The 17,397-nt window shown below is 45.5% G+C and carries 15 protein-coding genes and 1 pseudogene; 7 read left to right on the top strand and 9 right to left on the bottom strand.

Features of this window, described 5'->3' with window-relative positions; genetic code table 11:
- Positions 1–2: 2 nt before the first annotated feature.
- The gene (locus NHN17_RS06995) at positions 3–545 is read right to left on the bottom strand and encodes a heme NO-binding domain-containing protein (protein ID WP_255041478.1); all 543 of its coding nucleotides are present in this window, start codon (positions 543–545) and stop codon (positions 3–5) included.
- Between the two features lie 841 nt (positions 546–1,386).
- Between NHN17_RS06995 and fusA the strand changes: the two genes are divergently transcribed.
- Positions 1,387–3,474, top strand: coding sequence for an elongation factor G (fusA, locus tag NHN17_RS06990; RefSeq protein WP_255041476.1), 2,088 nt, complete (start codon positions 1,387–1,389; stop codon positions 3,472–3,474).
- Between the two features lie 110 nt (positions 3,475–3,584).
- Here the strand turns inward: fusA and NHN17_RS06985 are convergent, their stop codons facing one another.
- The 3 genes from NHN17_RS06985 to NHN17_RS06975 all read right to left on the bottom strand — a co-directional run bounded on the left by NHN17_RS06985 (position 3,585) and on the right by NHN17_RS06975 (position 6,733).
- Positions 3,585–4,376 (bottom strand): DUF4922 domain-containing protein, encoded by a 792-nt coding sequence (locus NHN17_RS06985; protein WP_255041475.1) that lies wholly within the window; start codon positions 4,374–4,376, stop codon positions 3,585–3,587.
- A gap of 465 nt (positions 4,377–4,841) precedes the next feature.
- Positions 4,842–6,017, bottom strand: a complete 1,176-nt coding sequence (locus NHN17_RS06980) for an amino acid permease (RefSeq protein WP_255041474.1) — start codon at positions 6,015–6,017, stop codon at positions 4,842–4,844.
- Positions 6,018–6,475: 458 nt separating this feature from the next.
- A complete protein-coding gene (locus tag NHN17_RS06975) occupies positions 6,476–6,733 on the bottom strand; it encodes a hypothetical protein (RefSeq protein WP_255041472.1) in 258 nt (85 codons plus the stop codon).
- Positions 6,734–7,119: 386 nt separating this feature from the next.
- Here NHN17_RS06975 and nirB point away from each other — a divergent pair, with 386 nt between their 5' ends.
- The 4 genes from nirB (at position 7,120) to cobA (ending at position 11,903) form a co-directional block, all read left to right on the top strand.
- Entirely contained in the window at positions 7,120–9,678 is a 2,559-nt protein-coding gene (nirB, locus tag NHN17_RS06970; protein ID WP_255041470.1) for a nitrite reductase large subunit NirB, read from the top strand.
- Between the two features lie 2 nt (positions 9,679–9,680).
- Positions 9,681–10,004: a nitrite reductase small subunit NirD gene (gene nirD, locus NHN17_RS06965; protein WP_255041469.1), complete on the top strand. Its 324-nt coding sequence runs from the start codon at positions 9,681–9,683 to the stop codon at positions 10,002–10,004.
- A gap of 113 nt (positions 10,005–10,117) precedes the next feature.
- Positions 10,118–10,972: a formate/nitrite transporter family protein gene (locus tag NHN17_RS06960; RefSeq protein ID WP_255041556.1), complete on the top strand. Its 855-nt coding sequence runs from the start codon at positions 10,118–10,120 to the stop codon at positions 10,970–10,972.
- A gap of 169 nt (positions 10,973–11,141) precedes the next feature.
- A complete protein-coding gene (cobA, locus tag NHN17_RS06955; RefSeq protein ID WP_255041467.1) occupies positions 11,142–11,903 on the top strand; it encodes a uroporphyrinogen-III C-methyltransferase in 762 nt (253 codons plus the stop codon).
- A gap of 63 nt (positions 11,904–11,966) precedes the next feature.
- Here cobA and NHN17_RS06950 read toward each other — a convergent pair whose 3' ends face one another.
- Together NHN17_RS06950 and NHN17_RS06945 are read right to left on the bottom strand one after the other, a co-directional pair.
- Positions 11,967–12,392: a DUF6691 family protein gene (locus NHN17_RS06950; RefSeq protein ID WP_255041466.1), complete on the bottom strand. Its 426-nt coding sequence runs from the start codon at positions 12,390–12,392 to the stop codon at positions 11,967–11,969.
- Between the two features lie 13 nt (positions 12,393–12,405).
- Positions 12,406–12,825 (bottom strand): YeeE/YedE family protein, encoded by a 420-nt coding sequence (locus NHN17_RS06945; RefSeq protein WP_255041465.1) that lies wholly within the window; start codon positions 12,823–12,825, stop codon positions 12,406–12,408.
- A gap of 177 nt (positions 12,826–13,002) precedes the next feature.
- Between NHN17_RS06945 and NHN17_RS06940 the strand changes: the two genes are divergently transcribed.
- Entirely contained in the window at positions 13,003–14,706 is a 1,704-nt protein-coding gene (locus tag NHN17_RS06940; RefSeq protein ID WP_255041464.1) for an FAD-dependent oxidoreductase, read from the top strand.
- Positions 14,707–14,797: 91 nt separating this feature from the next.
- Here the strand turns inward: NHN17_RS06940 and NHN17_RS06935 are convergent, their stop codons facing one another.
- Complete coding sequence (locus NHN17_RS06935) at positions 14,798–15,940, bottom strand: hypothetical protein (RefSeq protein WP_255041463.1); 1,143 nt, start codon at positions 15,938–15,940, stop codon at positions 14,798–14,800.
- Positions 15,941–16,251: 311 nt separating this feature from the next.
- On the bottom strand, positions 16,252–16,638 hold the full coding sequence (locus NHN17_RS06930) for a DUF805 domain-containing protein (RefSeq protein WP_255041461.1): 387 nt from the start codon (positions 16,636–16,638) through the stop codon (positions 16,252–16,254).
- 199 nt (positions 16,639–16,837) lie between these two features.
- Here NHN17_RS06930 and NHN17_RS06925 point away from each other — a divergent pair, with 199 nt between their 5' ends.
- Positions 16,838–17,194, top strand: a complete 357-nt coding sequence (locus NHN17_RS06925) for a YcgJ family protein (RefSeq protein ID WP_255041460.1) — start codon at positions 16,838–16,840, stop codon at positions 17,192–17,194.
- A gap of 29 nt (positions 17,195–17,223) precedes the next feature.
- Here the strand turns inward: NHN17_RS06925 and NHN17_RS26120 are convergent.
- A pseudogene (locus NHN17_RS26120) lies at positions 17,224–17,331 on the bottom strand (LysR family transcriptional regulator); the annotation flags it as partial.
- Between the last annotated feature and the right edge of the window lie 66 nt (positions 17,332–17,397).

Raw genomic sequence — 17,397 nt, 5'->3', positions numbered from 1 at the left:
AGTTACTCCGCGTTTAGCGTCAGCGTAAATCGGACATGACTCTGATCCTGGTTTACAGGCTCCATTTCAATATCCATATCTTCGTTGAAGTGCTGGACACAACCACGAATCAAACCGAGACAAACATGGGAAAAGCAACGAGCTGAAATGTAGTCGAGCACCATTTGGGCGGTCGTTTGTGAAATGAAGTCAAATTGTGGCGGATTCGCATTGGGATACAGCTTTTTCACTTCGATATGGATATGACGTTCAACACACTCAATAAAGCTAAAAGTACCATTCGGCTTGTCACCATTAGCCATTGGCATCGTCGCTAGCAAACGCATGAACAATGCTTCACCGTATACCTCTTGTAATGATTCAGGAGATACACCAGTAATCTTACTCAAACAGACTATCATCTTTACCAGAACGCGGTGATCATAACTCCCTACCGCCGTGTAGATACCGTCAACATCGGCATCATCGAGCATCTGCTGGCAAACCTCTAATCCAAAACGGCTTTCAACAACATCTAGAAACTCAGTAAAAATAATTCCTTTCATAGGTTTACTCTCCCTTAACCCTTGATTTGAGTATGGGAAACGAATCTCTAATGGTCAAAATTATTCAACTCATTTCATTTAAGGAAAATACAGTCAGTTATTAAGTACACAGACGTGTTCTACGGATTGTGAAAAATTAATGATTAGGATTATTTTGCGGCCAGGCAACATTATAATAGTGCTGACAGTGAGTCGCACTTTTATACTTTCACTCTTTTACATACTCAATCTATTTATCCGTGCCTTCTCTAATGCCAATACCATGCCTCAGTCAGCCCTACCGCACATATCAATAACCAAAGTGCCCTGCATCTTTATAACTCGATGAAATACTGACAAAATGGTGGACATTGCGGGGCGTATGGAGAAATGCTGAAGCAGCTGTTATCCGTACTCAATGAACAAGATCTAGTTATCATTGCAGTCTACTTTTCCGCACAACCCTAAGCCTACGCTCAACACCAAGTTCAAAGCAATTTGCAGTAAGCCACTGGTAGCTTTTATCGATTGATACTAGAATTAAGCCGATTTGGTCGCTGGCAAGCTGCCATTTTCACATCATCATCGTTCACATTCAGTGAACAATGAGCCGGTAAAATACCGTGTTCTCTGTTTTTACATGTCACATCAAAGCACATTTTGACAGTGTATGAAGGAACAGAGTATGTTGTGACCGGCTAGCCTTGTGGGTTTATTGAGCGTTTGCGCCAGAAAACCCCAAAAGACGGAGCAAAAACAAGCAAATGTTCATTTTATCTTAAATGACCTATGTAATGTTTGTTGGAATCAGTGATATACTCCCCCACCGAATAGTGACAGTAATTGTTTATAGAGAAAAACAATGGCAGATTTATCTAAATACAGAAACATTGGTATTTTCGCGCACGTTGATGCGGGTAAAACCACTACTACTGAGCGTATCCTTAAGCTTACTGGTCAGATCCACAAGACTGGTGAAGTTCACGACGGCGAATCAACTACTGACTTCATGGAGCAGGAAGCTGAGCGTGGTATTACTATCCAGTCTGCAGCAGTTAGCTGTTTCTGGAACGACCACCGCCTAAACGTTATCGATACTCCTGGACACGTTGACTTCACAGTTGAAGTATACCGTTCTCTTAAAGTACTTGACGGTGGTATCGGTGTATTCTGTGGTTCTGGTGGTGTTGAGCCTCAGTCAGAAACTAACTGGCGTTACGCGAACGAATCAGAAGTATCTCGTCTGATCTTCGTTAACAAACTCGACCGTATGGGTGCAGACTTCTTCAACGTTGTTGATCAAGTTAAGAGCGTTCTTGGTGCTACTCCTCTAATCATGGTTCTACCAATCGGTCGTGAAGACGACTTCGTTGGTGTTGTTGACCTACTAAGCCGTAAAGCTTACGTTTGGGACGAAACTGGTCTTCCAGAAAACTACGAAATCAAAGATGTTCCAGCGGACATGGTTGATGACGTAGAACAGTACCGTGAAGAGCTAATCGAGACTGCTGTTGAGCAGGACGATGACCTGATGGAAGCTTACATGGAAGGTGAAGAGCCTTCTATTGAAGACATCAAGCGTTGTATCCGTAAGGGTACTCGTGACATCGCGTTCTTCCCAACATACTGTGGTTCTGCGTTCAAAAACAAAGGTATGCAACTTATCCTTGATGCTGTTGTAGATTACCTACCAGCACCAACAGAAGTTGATCCTCAGCCGCTAACAGATCCAGAAACTGGTGAAGCAACTGGTGAAGTAGCTACAGTATCTGCTGATGAGCCACTAAAAGCGCTTGCGTTCAAAATTATGGACGATCGTTTCGGTGCCCTAACGTTCATCCGTATCTACTCTGGCCGCATGAAGAAGGGTGACACCATCCTTAACTCTGCGACTGGTAAAACTGAGCGTATCGGCCGTATGGTTGAGATGCAAGCAGATGACCGTAACGAGCTAACTGAAGCACAAGCTGGTGACATCATCGCTGTTGTTGGTATGAAGAACGTTCAAACTGGTCACACTCTATGTGATGTTAAGCACGAGTGTACGCTTGAGCCAATGATCTTCCCAACTCCAGTAATCTCTATCGCAGTTACGCCGAAAGACAAAGGCGGTTCTGAGAAGATGGGTATCGCTATCGGTAAGATGGTTGCAGAAGATCCATCATTCCAGGTTGAAACTGACGAAGAAACTGGCGAAACCATCCTTAAAGGTATGGGTGAACTTCACCTAGACATCAAGGTTGATATCCTTAAGCGTACTTACGGTGTAGACCTAATCGTTGGTCAACCTCAGGTTGCTTACCGTGAAACTATCACTCAAGCAATTGAAGATAGCTACACGCACAAGAAGCAGTCTGGTGGTTCTGGTCAGTTCGGTAAGATCGACTACCGTATCAAGCCAGGTGAAGTTGGTTCTGGCTTCAAGTTCACATCATCTGTTGTTGGTGGTAACGTACCTAAAGAATTCTGGCCTGCTGTTGAGAAAGGTTTTGCTGGCATGATGGACACTGGTGTCCTTGCTGGTTTCCCTGTTCTTGACGTAGAAGTTGAACTATTCGACGGTGGTTTCCACGCAGTCGATTCATCTGCAGTAGCATTCGAAATCGCAGCGAAAGGTGCATTCCGTCAGTCTATGCCTAAAGCAGGTGCACAGCTTCTTGAGCCAATCATGGCTGTAGACGTGTTCACTCCTGAAGATCACGTTGGTGATGTTATCGGTGACCTTAACCGTCGTCGCGGCATGATCAAAGATCAGATGGCTGGTACTACTGGTGTTCGTATTAAAGCAGACGTTCCTCTTTCAGAAATGTTCGGCTACATCGGTCACCTACGTACAATGACTTCTGGTCGTGGTCAGTTCTCTATGGAGTTCGCGCACTACTCACCATGTCCTGCAAACGTTGCAGAGCAGGTTATTGCTGACGTTAAAGCTGCTAACGAGAAGAAGTAATTCTTTCTTAAGCTTTAATGGCTGATAAAAACCCGATAGCTTGGCTATCGGGTTTTTTTATACCTTTAATATCAGACAGAATCATCACTCCCCGCCCCCGCGTGACTTGCCTAAAGGCTGCAGTTGGCTAGGTAGTTCATTAGCCCATATTGCTGAAGCCACTCTAATTGCTCAGCCTGCTTAACCAGAAAACGTCCTGAATAGTTGAGCCCATTGGCAAATATACCTTCGATATTATTTGTGCTTCGGGGAAACAATAACATCCAACGCTCGGTGAGTAAGAGGTTATAGGGGGTACAGTCCCCACCCACGTTATCAGCTAACAGCCCTAACTGCGTCATCATTGATAGATAGTGTTTATACAGTTCCGCAGCATCCAGGGTGTGCAATAGTGCGAGGCAATGTACAAAAGGCAGCTCCCCTTGTGAGATAACCTTCTCCAGCGGTATCGGCGATCGAACTAACTGCATATGTCGGTGAGCTTGGCTCGCTCCTGCCTGTGGGCCACTGTTATAAAAACCAAAAACATCGGGATGGTCAAAACCTGTCACCCAAGCTTGGAAATCATGCAGGGTTAAACAAGATTGTTGTGGGATAAAGGCTTTAGAACAAATGAGCAAATGCGGAGACAGGACGGGAAACTTGTTCAACAAGCAGACATGCTGTTGGCCGGCTTCATCAACATAAAGTGATTGTTCATAGGGTAAGAACGGATTACCTTGGGTCGAGGTTGCCCGAAACTTTTCCGTAGCATTGGCTGTAACAACATGGGCAAAGTACGAAACCCCTTCTTCTTCTATCAGCTGGGCATCCGTGACTATAGGCATCAAGCTACCTGCAGCCAATGCGCGTTCAGAAACTCGGCTCGCCTTATCCCAAAGCGTTTCAGTTTTATCAGACATATCTCCCTCCTCTCCACCCCGTTTATACACCCATTTAACATCAAGTTGCTTATTTCAATAACGCTCTTTTGCCATGTTACCCCCTGTAGACACCATTGTTGAAGTGTACACTAAAGTTTACAATAAACCGTCTTTTCAGCATAAACAGGATGAAGGCTAGATATAGCTGCCAACCACGAAAGTTTGTATTATCAATGCCATTGGAAAACACTGCTTTAATCTATTTCCAATAGTACTCCATAAAGCAGTTAGAAGTTTTTGTTTGGTCGCTAAAACTTCAACAGGTAGTTTTGTTTGGTCGCATCCTACCGATCCAGCCTATTTGCCTTGTGCATTAATCAGGTAGAAACAAAAAGGGCGTTTACTTAGTAAACGCCCCTCTTCTAGTACTGTCTATCTATTGTTATCCGCTGCGCTTATACCAACCTACATCAATATTTGATCAACTACTTATCCAGATTGGTATTAAACCAACTCCGCCGCGAGCAAGAAGCACCCGAACAGGAAGCTCAAACCCATCGCCAATTGCCCACCAGATGCTTGATACAACACACCGGAAGCATCAACGTCAAACGCGCTGTCGTCTTCTTTGCGGAGCTTTATGGTCATCGCCATTGGAATGAACACCGCAAGGAATACCAAAATAATACCTGCGTATCCTAATACTGACAGGAATTGATCGGCAGCGAACAAAGCACCACCAAGTGGTAAGATAAAAGTCATTACATAAGTAACAGCACGGTTTTGGCGGAATGTATCAACGTTCTGGTCAAACAATGCCATCGCAACACCCAAGAAAGATGTCAGCAATGCCAGCCCTGTGAATACTGACAAGATAAAGTTAATCATGCTGTGGTTTGACCCCAAAACAGCGATTAACTCAGATACACTATTGAAATCGACCATCTGCTCAGCACTCAGGTTACCCATCGCTGCATATAGCCACAGCAGGTAACTGAACAGCGGGACCAGAGAGCCAATCACAACCATATTCCGCAGTTGCTGGTGTGTGGCTTCTTTGTTGTATGTCACCAACGATGGGATCACTACCATGAACCCGAAGCTGGTGAACAACACCGAACTGGTTTTAATCAGATCTATTTTACTATCACTGGTGGCAACCATTAAATTTTCGATTGAAATGGTAGGAACCAAAGAAAGCAATGTCAGCACTAACATGACGACCATCACTGCAAATAATGCACGGTTTAGTTTATCAATAACTGCCGTCCCCGCAGCAACTACTACGCCCGCCAGAAGAGTAAAGGCAATTTGGCTTTGCATTAGGCTCAGGTTGAGGCCGATACTGGATAAGAGTTTCATAACCAAGTCACCCGCCCCAATGATGTACGCCATCAGTAGGCAAACCAATAGCGCGTAAAGCAGACCGTTAGTCACCAACTGGCCCCCCTTTCCAAGGGTTTTACGGGCTATCGTGTTCATGCCAAGGCCACCACCGGCCTTAATACTGGCTTCTAACAACAACAGTGCGGCATACGTCGTACCCAGCCAGATCACTAGCATCAACAACGTACCCCATAGCAGGCCAAACTGGGCCAATACCATAGGAATAGCCAACATACCGGCCCCCAGTGCCGTACCCGCAATAATGAGAGAGCTACCAAGCAGTTTTACATTCACAATTTTGTCTCGTAATAATGTGTCTCCGCCTATAGATAAGGCAGACAACGAAAAGGTTTAAATAATCTATTTATCAATGCACTGCAGATGAAAATGCAGCAATAGATAATTAGTGAGTAAATCGGAATGCGGCAAAATAGCCGTAAAACTGAAGGCTTTCGGAAGGTATAGCGGGATAAGAATGGCAGGCACAAGCGTGCGTCAAGGTATCAGCAGAGGACAGATGGATCATCCCCGTAGTTTTATGGTTCATTAATCGTACTCCAACAACGATAAATCCCTATCAAAAAGGCAACCGTCCATTGACTACCCTAATTTTGTTTGGTCAGCTAGCAACTTATATGGTCATTAGAAGCACTTCAACACTCACACCTGAAATCTTATATTCCAAAAACGAAATGATGAGTTTGGGGTAAATAAAACCCCTTTGAGATTACTTCAAAGGGGTAATTATCAACTTATGCTGACACAGCGACACCTGATTTAGCCGCAATTAGCGTGAGCTTGTTAAAGGATGCGGGATAAACGCTGATGGTACTGCCATCGTCAAAAAGAAGGCCATCATAAAAGTTACCACTCCATTTCACACGGGTGAAACGTGCATAGCGAGCTTTACTGTAAACCTCCTCGAGGACATTAATGGCACCTAGTTTTTGCACCTGATCCATAATGTCTTGGCTCAGTAATTTCTCGGCCACCGATTTATCTGTTGTCATCCCTGTCTCCGGAACCTCTTCGTTACTTGTTTGTACCAAAACCAAACTTAGATTCAAGTACAAATATCACAACATCTCGATGTACGCTGATAAATTAAGCAATTGACTGTTATTTTCCCTAACTATCAAAACACATAGTGGTACTCATTTGTTATGCGATTGCTAACCGAAATAAACACAAAATAAGTAGTATCTCCTTCATATTTATTGTTTTAATTCTTCATATTTATTCTTGTAATACAATATTATATTATATAAATCATTGATTTATATATTACTACCCCTTTAGGGCTATTCAAAACTGTAATTGATTTACGTCATATTTATTCACATACTGTCTCATTAAGATTCCATTCAGAATTTATGACTTTGTAATAGAGGATCGTATGAGCAAAGTGAGATTGGCCATCATCGGCAACGGAATGGTGGGCCATCGCTTTATCGAGGAATTAGTCGATAAAGCCAATATGGACAATTACGAGGTAACGGTATTTTGCGAAGAACCTCGTGTCGCCTATGATCGGGTTCACTTGTCATCGTATTTTTCCCACCATACCGCTGAAGAACTTTCGCTCGTTAAAGAAGGTTTCTACCAAAAACACGCCATCAATATCCTCCTCGGTGAACGCGCCATTAATATCAACCGAGAAAAACGCATCGTACACTCCAGCACGGGGCGTGAAGTTCAATACGACAAGTTAATCCTCGCTACTGGCTCCTTCCCGTTTGTTCCACCGATCAAAGGCAATGAAAGCAAAGACTGCTTTGTCTACCGCACTATTGAAGATCTCAAAGCAATTGAAGCATCTGCGAAAAATAGCAACGTCGGTGTTGTAGTCGGTGGTGGCCTACTCGGCCTTGAAGCCGCTGGTGCTCTAAAGGCATTAGGTGTACAAACCCACGTTGTTGAGTTCGCGCCAAAGCTAATGGCTGAACAGCTAGACATGGCTGGTGGTAATCAGCTTCGCCAGAAGATTGAGCGTATGGGTGTAAATGTCCATACCAGCAAGAACACACTGGAAATTGCTCCGGAAGGTACCAATGCTCGTAATGTGATGCGCTTTGCTGATGGTACTGAACTAGAGACTGATTTTATTGTTTTTTCTGCAGGTATCCGTCCACAAGACAAGCTGGCTCGTCAAATGGAGCTTGATGTTGCTCCTCGTGGCGGTATCGCTATCAATAACACCTGCCAGACGTCAGACAACAACATCTATGCTATTGGTGAATGTGCCTCTTGGAATGAAATGTTCTATGGCCTAGTTGCACCAGGTTACAAAATGGCACAGGTCGCTGTTTCGCATATTATTGGTGAAGATAACCAATTTGAAGGCGCTGATATGAGCGCCAAGCTGAAACTGCTTGGGGTAAAAGTTGGCTCAATTGGTGATGCCAATGGTCGCACGCCTGGCTGTAAGAGCTTTGTATACCAGAACGAAGAGCAAGAAGTTTACAAGCGCATCATTGTCTCCGAGGACAACAAGAAGCTACTCGGTGCTGTAATGGTGGGTGATACCTCTGACTATGGCGACCTGCTTCAGTTAATGCTCAACGAAATCGACCTGCCAGAACACCCGGACACATTGATCCTGCCTGCCCACGCCGGTGCTGAAAAACCCGCGTTAGGTGCAGATTCGCTACCTGATACTGCCGTGATCTGTTCTTGCTTCGATGTGACCAAGGCAAAAATTGCCCAAGCTGTCACTGACGGCAACCATACTTTAGCTGATATCAAAGCCGTCACCGGTGCCGGTACTGGCTGTGGTGGTTGTATTCCGTTGGTCACGTCAGTGCTCAATGCTGAATTGGCTAAATCAGGTATCGAAGTGAAAAACGATGTGTGTGAGCACTTCGCCTATTCACGCCAGGAGCTTTTCCATCTGATCCGCATCGAAGAAATCAAAACCTTTGATGAGCTACTAGAGAAATACGGTAAAGGCTACGGCTGTGAAGTTTGTAAACCACTAGCAGGCTCTCTTCTGGCTTCGTGCTGGGGTGAACATATCCTCAAACCTCAATTGGTTAAGCTGCACGATACCAATGATAACTTCCTTGGTAACATCCAAAAAGACGGTACCTATTCGGTTATTCCGCGTATGGCCGGTGGTGAAGTTACTCCACAAGCCCTTGGTGCACTTGCTGCGGTTGCCGAAGAATATAACCTGTACACCAAGGTAACCGGAGCTCAGCGTATCGGCCTATTTGGTGCTCAGAAAGATGATCTTCCAGTGATCTGGCGCAAGCTAATTGACGCTGGTTTCGAAACAGGCCAAGCCTACGCAAAAGCGCTGCGTATGGCGAAAACCTGTGTGGGTTCGACATGGTGTCGATACGGTGTTCAAGACTCTGTCGGTCTGGGCTCTTACATTGAGAACCGCTACAAAGGGATCCGAACTCCTCACAAGATGAAGTTTGGTGTCTCTGGCTGTACCCGTGAATGTGCTGAAGCTCAGGGTAAAGATCTTGGCATTATCGCAACCGACGCTGGCTGGAACATGTACGTATGCGGTAACGGTGGTATGAAGCCTCGCCACGCCGATCTACTGGCCAGCGACTTAGACCAAGAAACGCTCATCAAGTACATCGACCGCTTCATGATGTTTTACATCCGCACAGCTGCGCCACTACAGCGCACCTCTGTATGGATGGACAACATGGAAGGTGGTGTGGACTACTTACGAGAAGTGATTGTTGATGACAAACTTGGCATCAACACCCAGCTCGAAATGGACGTTGCCAAGTTAGTTGATGAGTATGAATGTGAGTGGACAGCCACTATCAATGACGAATCGCAGCTAACGCGATTTGCCCATTTCATCAACGCTGATCTTCGTGATGACAACGTGGTATTTGTTGCCGAGCGTGACCAGCACCGGCCTGCGACGTTCACCGAAAAACACCCTGATGCCGTTGGCGATATCCTGCACGTTGAATTGGAGAACTAATCATGGCTTTTGAGCTAATCTGCGATATCCAAGATATTACCCCGGGGACAGGCGTTTGTGCGCTATTCAACGGCCAGCAAGTTGCTGTTTTCCGCCCGAGCGTTGCCGAAGAAGTGTTCGCAATCAGCAATATGGACCCGTTTGCTCGTTCGAACGTACTCTCTCGCGGTCTGATTTGTCAGCACCAAGATGCGCTTTGGGTTGCTAGTCCGCTAAAAAAACAACGCTTCAACCTGTCTACCGGTGTGTGCATGGAAGATGAACGTTTCAACGTTAAAACCTTCAATGCGCGCGTATCCAACGGCAAGGTTGAAATCGCGGCGTAACCCAAGAAATAGTTAAGCCACCAAAGATTTAATAGCTAAAAGGCTCCCAGCCCAGAATGGGAATGTGAGCCTTTGACTATTCAATTTTTATTTTAACTTTTTGGAGTGACATGATGTCCTATTCAAAACCGATGGAATTCGTTCAGACAATGGTTGATACTGGCGAAGCAAAAATACGCACCTCTACACGTGATTTGATATTACGTGGCACAATGGCGGGTATTATTCTCTCGCTAGCCGTTGTTGTGGCGATCACCGCGATTACACAAACCGGCATTGGCATTGTCGGCGCGCTAGTCTTCCCTGTTGGCTTCTGTATTTTGAGCCTGATGGGCTATGACCTAGTTACCGGCGTGTTCGGTCTTGCCCCTCTGGCAAAATTCGACAACCGTAAAGGTATTACTTGGCGTCATGTTCTGCGTTGTTGGGGACTGGTAGGCTTTGGTAACCTGCTAGGCTCACTTATCGTTGCTTTCCTTATCGCTCTCTCATTCACCATGAACTTCAGTGTTGAACCTGGTGCAGTAGGTCAAACGTTTATTAAAGCAGCAACCGCACGTACCGTTGGCTTCGAAGAACTCGGCGCAAACGGCTGGATCACCTGTTTTGTTCGCGGCATTCTTTGTAACCTAATGGTTTGCTTGGGTGTAATTGGCAACATGACAGCCCGTACCGTAGCAGGTAAAATTGCAGCAATGTGGCTACCTATCTTTATTTTCTTCGCATTAGTATTTGAGCACGCAGTGGTAAACATGTTCCTGTTCCCACTGGGCATGATGCTAGGCGCTGATTTTGGTATTGCGACTTGGTTGAACTTCAACCTTATCCCAACCATCCTGGGCAACCTAGTCGGTGGCCTGCTGTTTACGTGTGTTCCGCTATACCTGACTCACGCTAAAACAGCACCAGCGATTAACATAGAAAATGATTCAGCGGTTAATGCAAAGCCGGCATTAAGCGCGAAGTAAGCATTTCATTTGGTCCCGGGTGAATACTCGGGGCCAACACTTAACCACAAAGCTAATGTATCAATAAATCTATTCTATTGTTTTGGCTATAAAAAGTAATAACTCCTTAGGGTGAAATTAGCCGGACGAGTGCTACTTTTTATATCCAAATTTTTAAAAGGCGTTGCTTATGACCACCAACCACGCACTACCAAACAGCGGCTTTGTCTCCCTTGTCGGTGCCGGACCGGGTGATCCAGATCTACTGACAGTAAAGGGCCTAAAGGTTATCCAAGCTGCAGACGTCGTGGTGTACGACCGTCTGGTTTCAAAAGATATCCTTGCACTGGCAGATGCATCAGCAGAGATGATTTACGTCGGTAAAAAACTCGATTTCCATTGCGTCCCACAAGATCAAATCAACCAGATTTTGGTTCAAAAAGCGCAAGAAGGTAAGCGTGTTGTTCGCCTGAAAGGTGGTGACTCATTCATCTTTGGCCGTGGTGGTGAAGAACTCGAAGAGTTAGCCAAATTTGGTATCAAATATGAGGTGGTACCGGGGATCACTGCTGCAGCAGGCGCTACCGCCTATGCGGGCATCCCGCTGACCCATCGAGACCACGCTCAAAGTGTCCAGTTCATCACAGGCCATGTCCAGAAAGACGGTCGCGAAATCGAGTGGGGGTCACTGGCACAGTCCAACAACACCCTCGTCTTCTATATGGGTTTGAAACAGAGTGGCCATATTTGCGACAAGCTGATCACCCATGGCCTTGCCGCTGAAACACCTTGTGCCATTATTGAAAACGGCACACGCCATGACCAACGCGTGCTTACCGGTACACTTGCAACCTTACCTGAACTGGCAGAAGGCGCTGTTAGTCCCGCATTAATTGTTATTGGCAGTGTGGCGTCACTGAGTGAAACCTTGCAATGGTTCAATCAAGAGTAATTCAACCAGTCAAAAAAGGGCACTTATAGGCGCCCTTCCTTTATTCCGTGTCCGACCTTGTCCTCATTGGCGTTTGACCAGAGCAGCACCAGCCCCCATCCCAATCAGCATCATCACAATAAAAACTAACATCGATGGGTTAAGCCCAAAGGTCGAAGTCACTGCTGGACCAGGGCAAATACCCGCAATCCCCCAGCCTAAGCCAAACAGTACCGCGCCACCGACAAGCTTTTTATCAATCACTTTGTTGTTTGAGACCTCAAACGTCTCAGCACATACCGGAGCTGAACGTTTTTTTATCACCAATAGATATACCGGAAGAAATACAGCGAGTGCGCCCCCCATCACAAACATCAAACTCGGATCCCAAGCGCCAGCAATGTCTAAAAAGCCCAGCACACGATGGGGATCGACCATACCAGATATCATCATCCCCAAGCCAAACAGTAGCCCTGTAAGTAATGCTACAAGTTGCGATAACCCTTTCATCTTTGGGCTCCTGTTACAGTACATGTAAACGAACAAAGACAGTAGCTACCGCCACGCCCATGAAGATACAGGTAGCGACAATTGAACGTTTGGATAACCGTCCCATCCCGCAGATACCATGGCCACTGGTACAACCGTTTCCGATTTTAGTACCGACGCCAACCAATAACCCCGCTATCCCGACCCACAGGAAAGAAGATACTGGTAAGGTTTCAGGCAAAGAAAACCCTAATGCTGGTGCCAACAAGCCGCTGACCAGCATGCCAATAATGAACAATAACCGCCACGACACCTCCCCTTTTTTAGGAGCCAATAGCCCCGAGACAATACCGCTGATGCCTGCGATCCGGCCATTCAGTAGTAGCAGCACTGAGGCAGATACCCCAAGCAACACTCCTCCCGCCAGTGCATCCCATGGGATTTCAAGTGCCATATCTTCTCCTAGCAATTCACTTTCGTAATTTAATTAGAGAATACTAAAGTATAGAATTCAGTCAACACTAATTTAGGATAAATTAAATTAGCAATTACTAATTTAATTGTTTATATTGGAAGCCATCATGAATAGAGATACTGTAGCTCCCTAATCTTGGGGCAGACGGAGAATGCAATGACCAAAATTTTGATTGTAGGTGGTGTCGCTGGCGGAGCATCCGCTGCCGCGCGAGCTCGCCGATTAAGTGAAGATGCTGAAATCATCATGTTTGAACGAGGCGAATTTGTCTCTTTTGCCAACTGTGGCCTGCCCTATCATATTGGTGGTGACATTACAGACCGTAGTAAGCTGTTACTACAAACACCAGAAAGCTTCCTTGCCCGCTTCAATGTCGATGTCAGGGTAATGAATGAAGTGGTCGCCATTGATCGTAAAGCAAAAAGCGTTACGGTAAAGAATCTGCTCGATGGCTCAGAATATAACGAAACGTATGATTTCCTCCTATTAAGCCCAGGAGCTGCACCTATCATTCCCCCCATTCAGGGCATAGATAATCCGCTGACGCACTCTTTGCGCAACATTCCTGACATGGATAAGATCCTTAAAACGATCGAAATGAACAAGCCTGAACATGCGACGGTTGTCGGCGGTGGCTTTATTGGCCTTGAAATGATGGAAGCCTTCCACCAGCTAGGGATCAAAACCACACTGGTTGAAATGGCGGAACAAGTCATGACACCTGTTGATCGTGAGATGGCCGGTTTTGTCCACCAGGAAATCCGAGACAAGGGCGTTGATCTTCGATTGGGGGTTGCACTCGAATCTGTTGAATACCGCCCTAGTACCTCGATTGCAAACGAAGATGCAGGCGAGAGTACTGAGCACCAACACCTATGCGGTGAACTTAGCCTCAGCCTTAATAATGGCGATACGTTGAACACTGATATCCTGATTATGGCCATCGGCGTCCGCCCTGAAACAACCCTGGCTGCAGAGGCCGGCCTACAGATTGGTGAACTTGGCGGCATCTACACCAACGCAAGCATGCAGACCAGTGACCCGTCAATTTACGCGGTCGGAGATGCCGTAGAAGAAACTGATTTTGTCACCGGTAATCAAGCCTTGGTGCCACTAGCTGGCCCAGCCAACCGTCAGGGGCGCATGGCGGCAGACAATATGCTTGGCCGCAACGAAACCTATCAAGGTACTCAGGGGACTGCGATTTGCAAAGTCTTCGATCTTGCCGTTGCGTCGACAGGTAAGAACGAGAAACAGCTAAAGCACGAGGCTATCGAGTACGAGAAGGTCTATGTACATACGGCAAGCCACGCCAGCTACTACCCGGGCGCTGAAACTGTTTCACTGAAATTATTGTTTGCGCCAAGTACTGGCAAGATTTTTGGCGCACAGGCTGTAGGTAAAGACGGCGTAGATAAACGTATCGATGTGCTGGCGGTTGCCCAGCGTGCAGGCATGACCGTAGAACAGTTACAGCACATTGAACTTACCTATGCGCCACCTTATGGCAGTGCCAAAGATGTGATTAACCAAGCAGCATTTGTCGCTAACAACATCATTAAAGGTGATGCAACACCGATCCACTACGATGAAATTGATGCCCTTACTGAGAACCAACTGTTGCTCGATGTTCGCAATCCAGGTGAGCTCAAGAATGCAGGTTATTTGAAAGGGGCAGTGAATATCCCTGTCGATCAACTTCGTCAGCGTATGACGGAACTACCGAAAGACAAAGAAATCATTATCTATTGTGCTGTTGGCCTACGGGGCAATGTCGCATACCGCCAGTTGGTCAATAATGGATTCAAAGCTCGCAACGTAATGGGTGGATACCGCACCTACACGTTTGCTCAAAAATAGTGACGAATACTTCTACGAAATAGAGGTATTATAACAGTGAAGCCTGAAGGTAATTTCAGGCTTCACTGCTTTCGATAATCAATGCTATGACTTAATAGGATTTATTTCCTCGACCGCTGTTGTTGTCATAACGATCTTTGCCATATTGATTACCATTGTTACCTTTATCGCTCTTCTCATCGCTATCATCAGAATCATAGCCATCACCTGAGCCATAGCTGTTATAAGAGTCATCATGACCGCTATCATCATCTTTACCATAATAGTTATCACTCTGATGTTCTTCATAATAACTATTATGTTCATAGCGATAGCGATATCTATCATACCAAGAGTTAAACTTCGGCTGATACTCTTCTAGTTCAATGATAAACAAGCAGTCAAAAAAGATTGGCGAGCCTTCCGAGCCGTCAAAGTTTGATAGGTCAACCATACCTGAAAGGCGGGCAGTACCTTTGTGCCACTGATATTCACCGGAACCCTTGATTACCGCATTTTCATCGCTAGAAGCACCGGTAATATGGGAAATAGATTGACCTTTGGATGTCACTATCGGTGTCAGCACTGGCTGGACCGTGGTATCCCCCCTGATCACTAGCAGTCCATCAGGTAGATAAAAAAACGTGGTTCCGATTAATTGAAGCCCTGTTTCAGGAGATCCATCAATTGGCGATAAACAATCTGTCGCCCAACCAATGTGTTCTCCATCGTGGATATTCTTCAACTCAACATCAAAACATTCCGCATCCAATGGTGGCCCATATTTTTCTAGAGGCGGAACCGTTGTTGTGTACTTCTCTCCTGTGCCTACTAGATTTAAAGCCAGTCGCTTTTTAGCATCATCGTCTTTGTAGTCACCCGAGTCATCATTATTAGAATAGCCATCGCCACTGGAATAACCACCACCACTGGAATAACCACCACCACTGGAATAACCACCACCACTGGAATGGCCACCACCACTGGAATAGCCACCACCAGAGTGACCTCCTCCGCTGTTTGACTGATAGCTTGATGTATAACTATGGCTATCACTTTTCGAGTATGAATCATCATCCCCTTTACTTGAATAGGACGAGGAATCATCATGGTCATCATATTTTGAATCTGAATACGACGAGTAATACTTATCATCATCGTCATCATCATCATATTTTCCTGACGCTAAGCTCCCCGCAGAGAACCCAACACAAACCGCCAACACCGAGAGTGCTATCTTATTCATTCTCATCATGCTACTCCACGTAACGCTGTGGTATCACTTAAATTTATAGCCAACCAATATGTTGTAAGAGATTTACCACCACCTGGAAAACACATGTAATCCAGACAAAATCACTAAATGTCGGGTTTAATTGTAGAATAGTTAGAGGATTACTTCGGAATGTCGTTTAAAAGCCATAACGGCCTAAACTATTAAATGAATTGGCTTTAGTCTTAAATACCCTGTATTTCAGATGCAAGAAACCTGTATCAGTTCTTAAAAATAATACAGTCCCATAAGATTGTGGCAGCCTGAAACCTTACCCGGCTACCACATCAAATTTACATCGAAAGGTTTATCGAAGAGGGATCTTTCGGGTTAGGGCCATATTCGTTAACCGCTGGTTGGCTATCCAGCACAAAGAAATACAGCAGTACTAAGACACCGATTAACGGGATCAAACCAATCAACATCCACCAGCCGGTACGGCCAGTATCATGCAGACGTCGCACACCAACCGCGATACTCGGGATAAGTATAGCAAGGGAGTAAATCGTACCGATAATCCCAGCACCTTCTCCTGCACCGGGGTTACCCAAGGCCGAATCAATCATCGACAAAGCGATACTGATAATGATGTTAAACAAGAAGAAATACCAATACTCTTGGCGTCTCGCCCGACCTTTAAATACGGCATATTTTTTCAATACGTGGATATACCAATTCATAGCTGACCTTAGTAGAAACAGTTTTAGAATATAATATTGTGTTAAAAAGCAACTTTCTGCCAACCATCGCAAAAATATGACCAAGAAATCTGTATGGCTTTGTAATAAAAATAAACTATTTGGGAATACAAACTGCAACTTGGGTATTGGTCGCTTCTGAGCAATACTAGTTGAAACCCATTACGGCAAGGTGCCCGTCATGAAACCACTTCTGCTTTCACTCAGTTTATTGTTCGCTAGCCCGTCATCGTTTGGGGCACAACACACCATGCACGAGCCGCTCTTCTCCCCAGATAAAGGCGTGCTTTGCGATCGACAAGCAGGGTTCTGTGTCGATAGTTACGGGATTTCGATGGGCTTTACCAAAGAATTCTTGGGCCAGCAAGCTCAAGACAACATGATGGAATTGATCAACAGAGTGGGTAGCAATAACTTCGACACCACCCGCTATTCGTTCAGCAATAAGGTGTATTGCGACTCTGAACAAAAAGCTTGTTTTGTCGACCGATTCTCTGAAGAGCAATTGGCAGATTATACCAGCATCTTATTTGACTAAACTCACCTCCTTACAAAGCAAGTAGCCTGCTAGAAGACATGCTTAATAGCAAGGTAGCGGGCTCTGACGTGCTCAATCAGCAGCTTAATTTTTTGCGAAAGTTAGCGAGTATAGGGATAGACAACATAGATACCCAGTACGGCTCACCAAACCTTAAACGTCTTCAATGAGGTTAACAAAACGGTTATCAAATGCACACACAG

This window comes from Photobacterium pectinilyticum, assembly GCF_024357955.1.
In the GTDB taxonomy this organism is placed as follows: domain Bacteria; phylum Pseudomonadota; class Gammaproteobacteria; order Enterobacterales; family Vibrionaceae; genus Photobacterium; species Photobacterium pectinilyticum.
The sequence above is the reverse complement of the archived record's forward strand: the minus strand, read 5'-3'. Positions and strand labels throughout refer to the sequence as shown.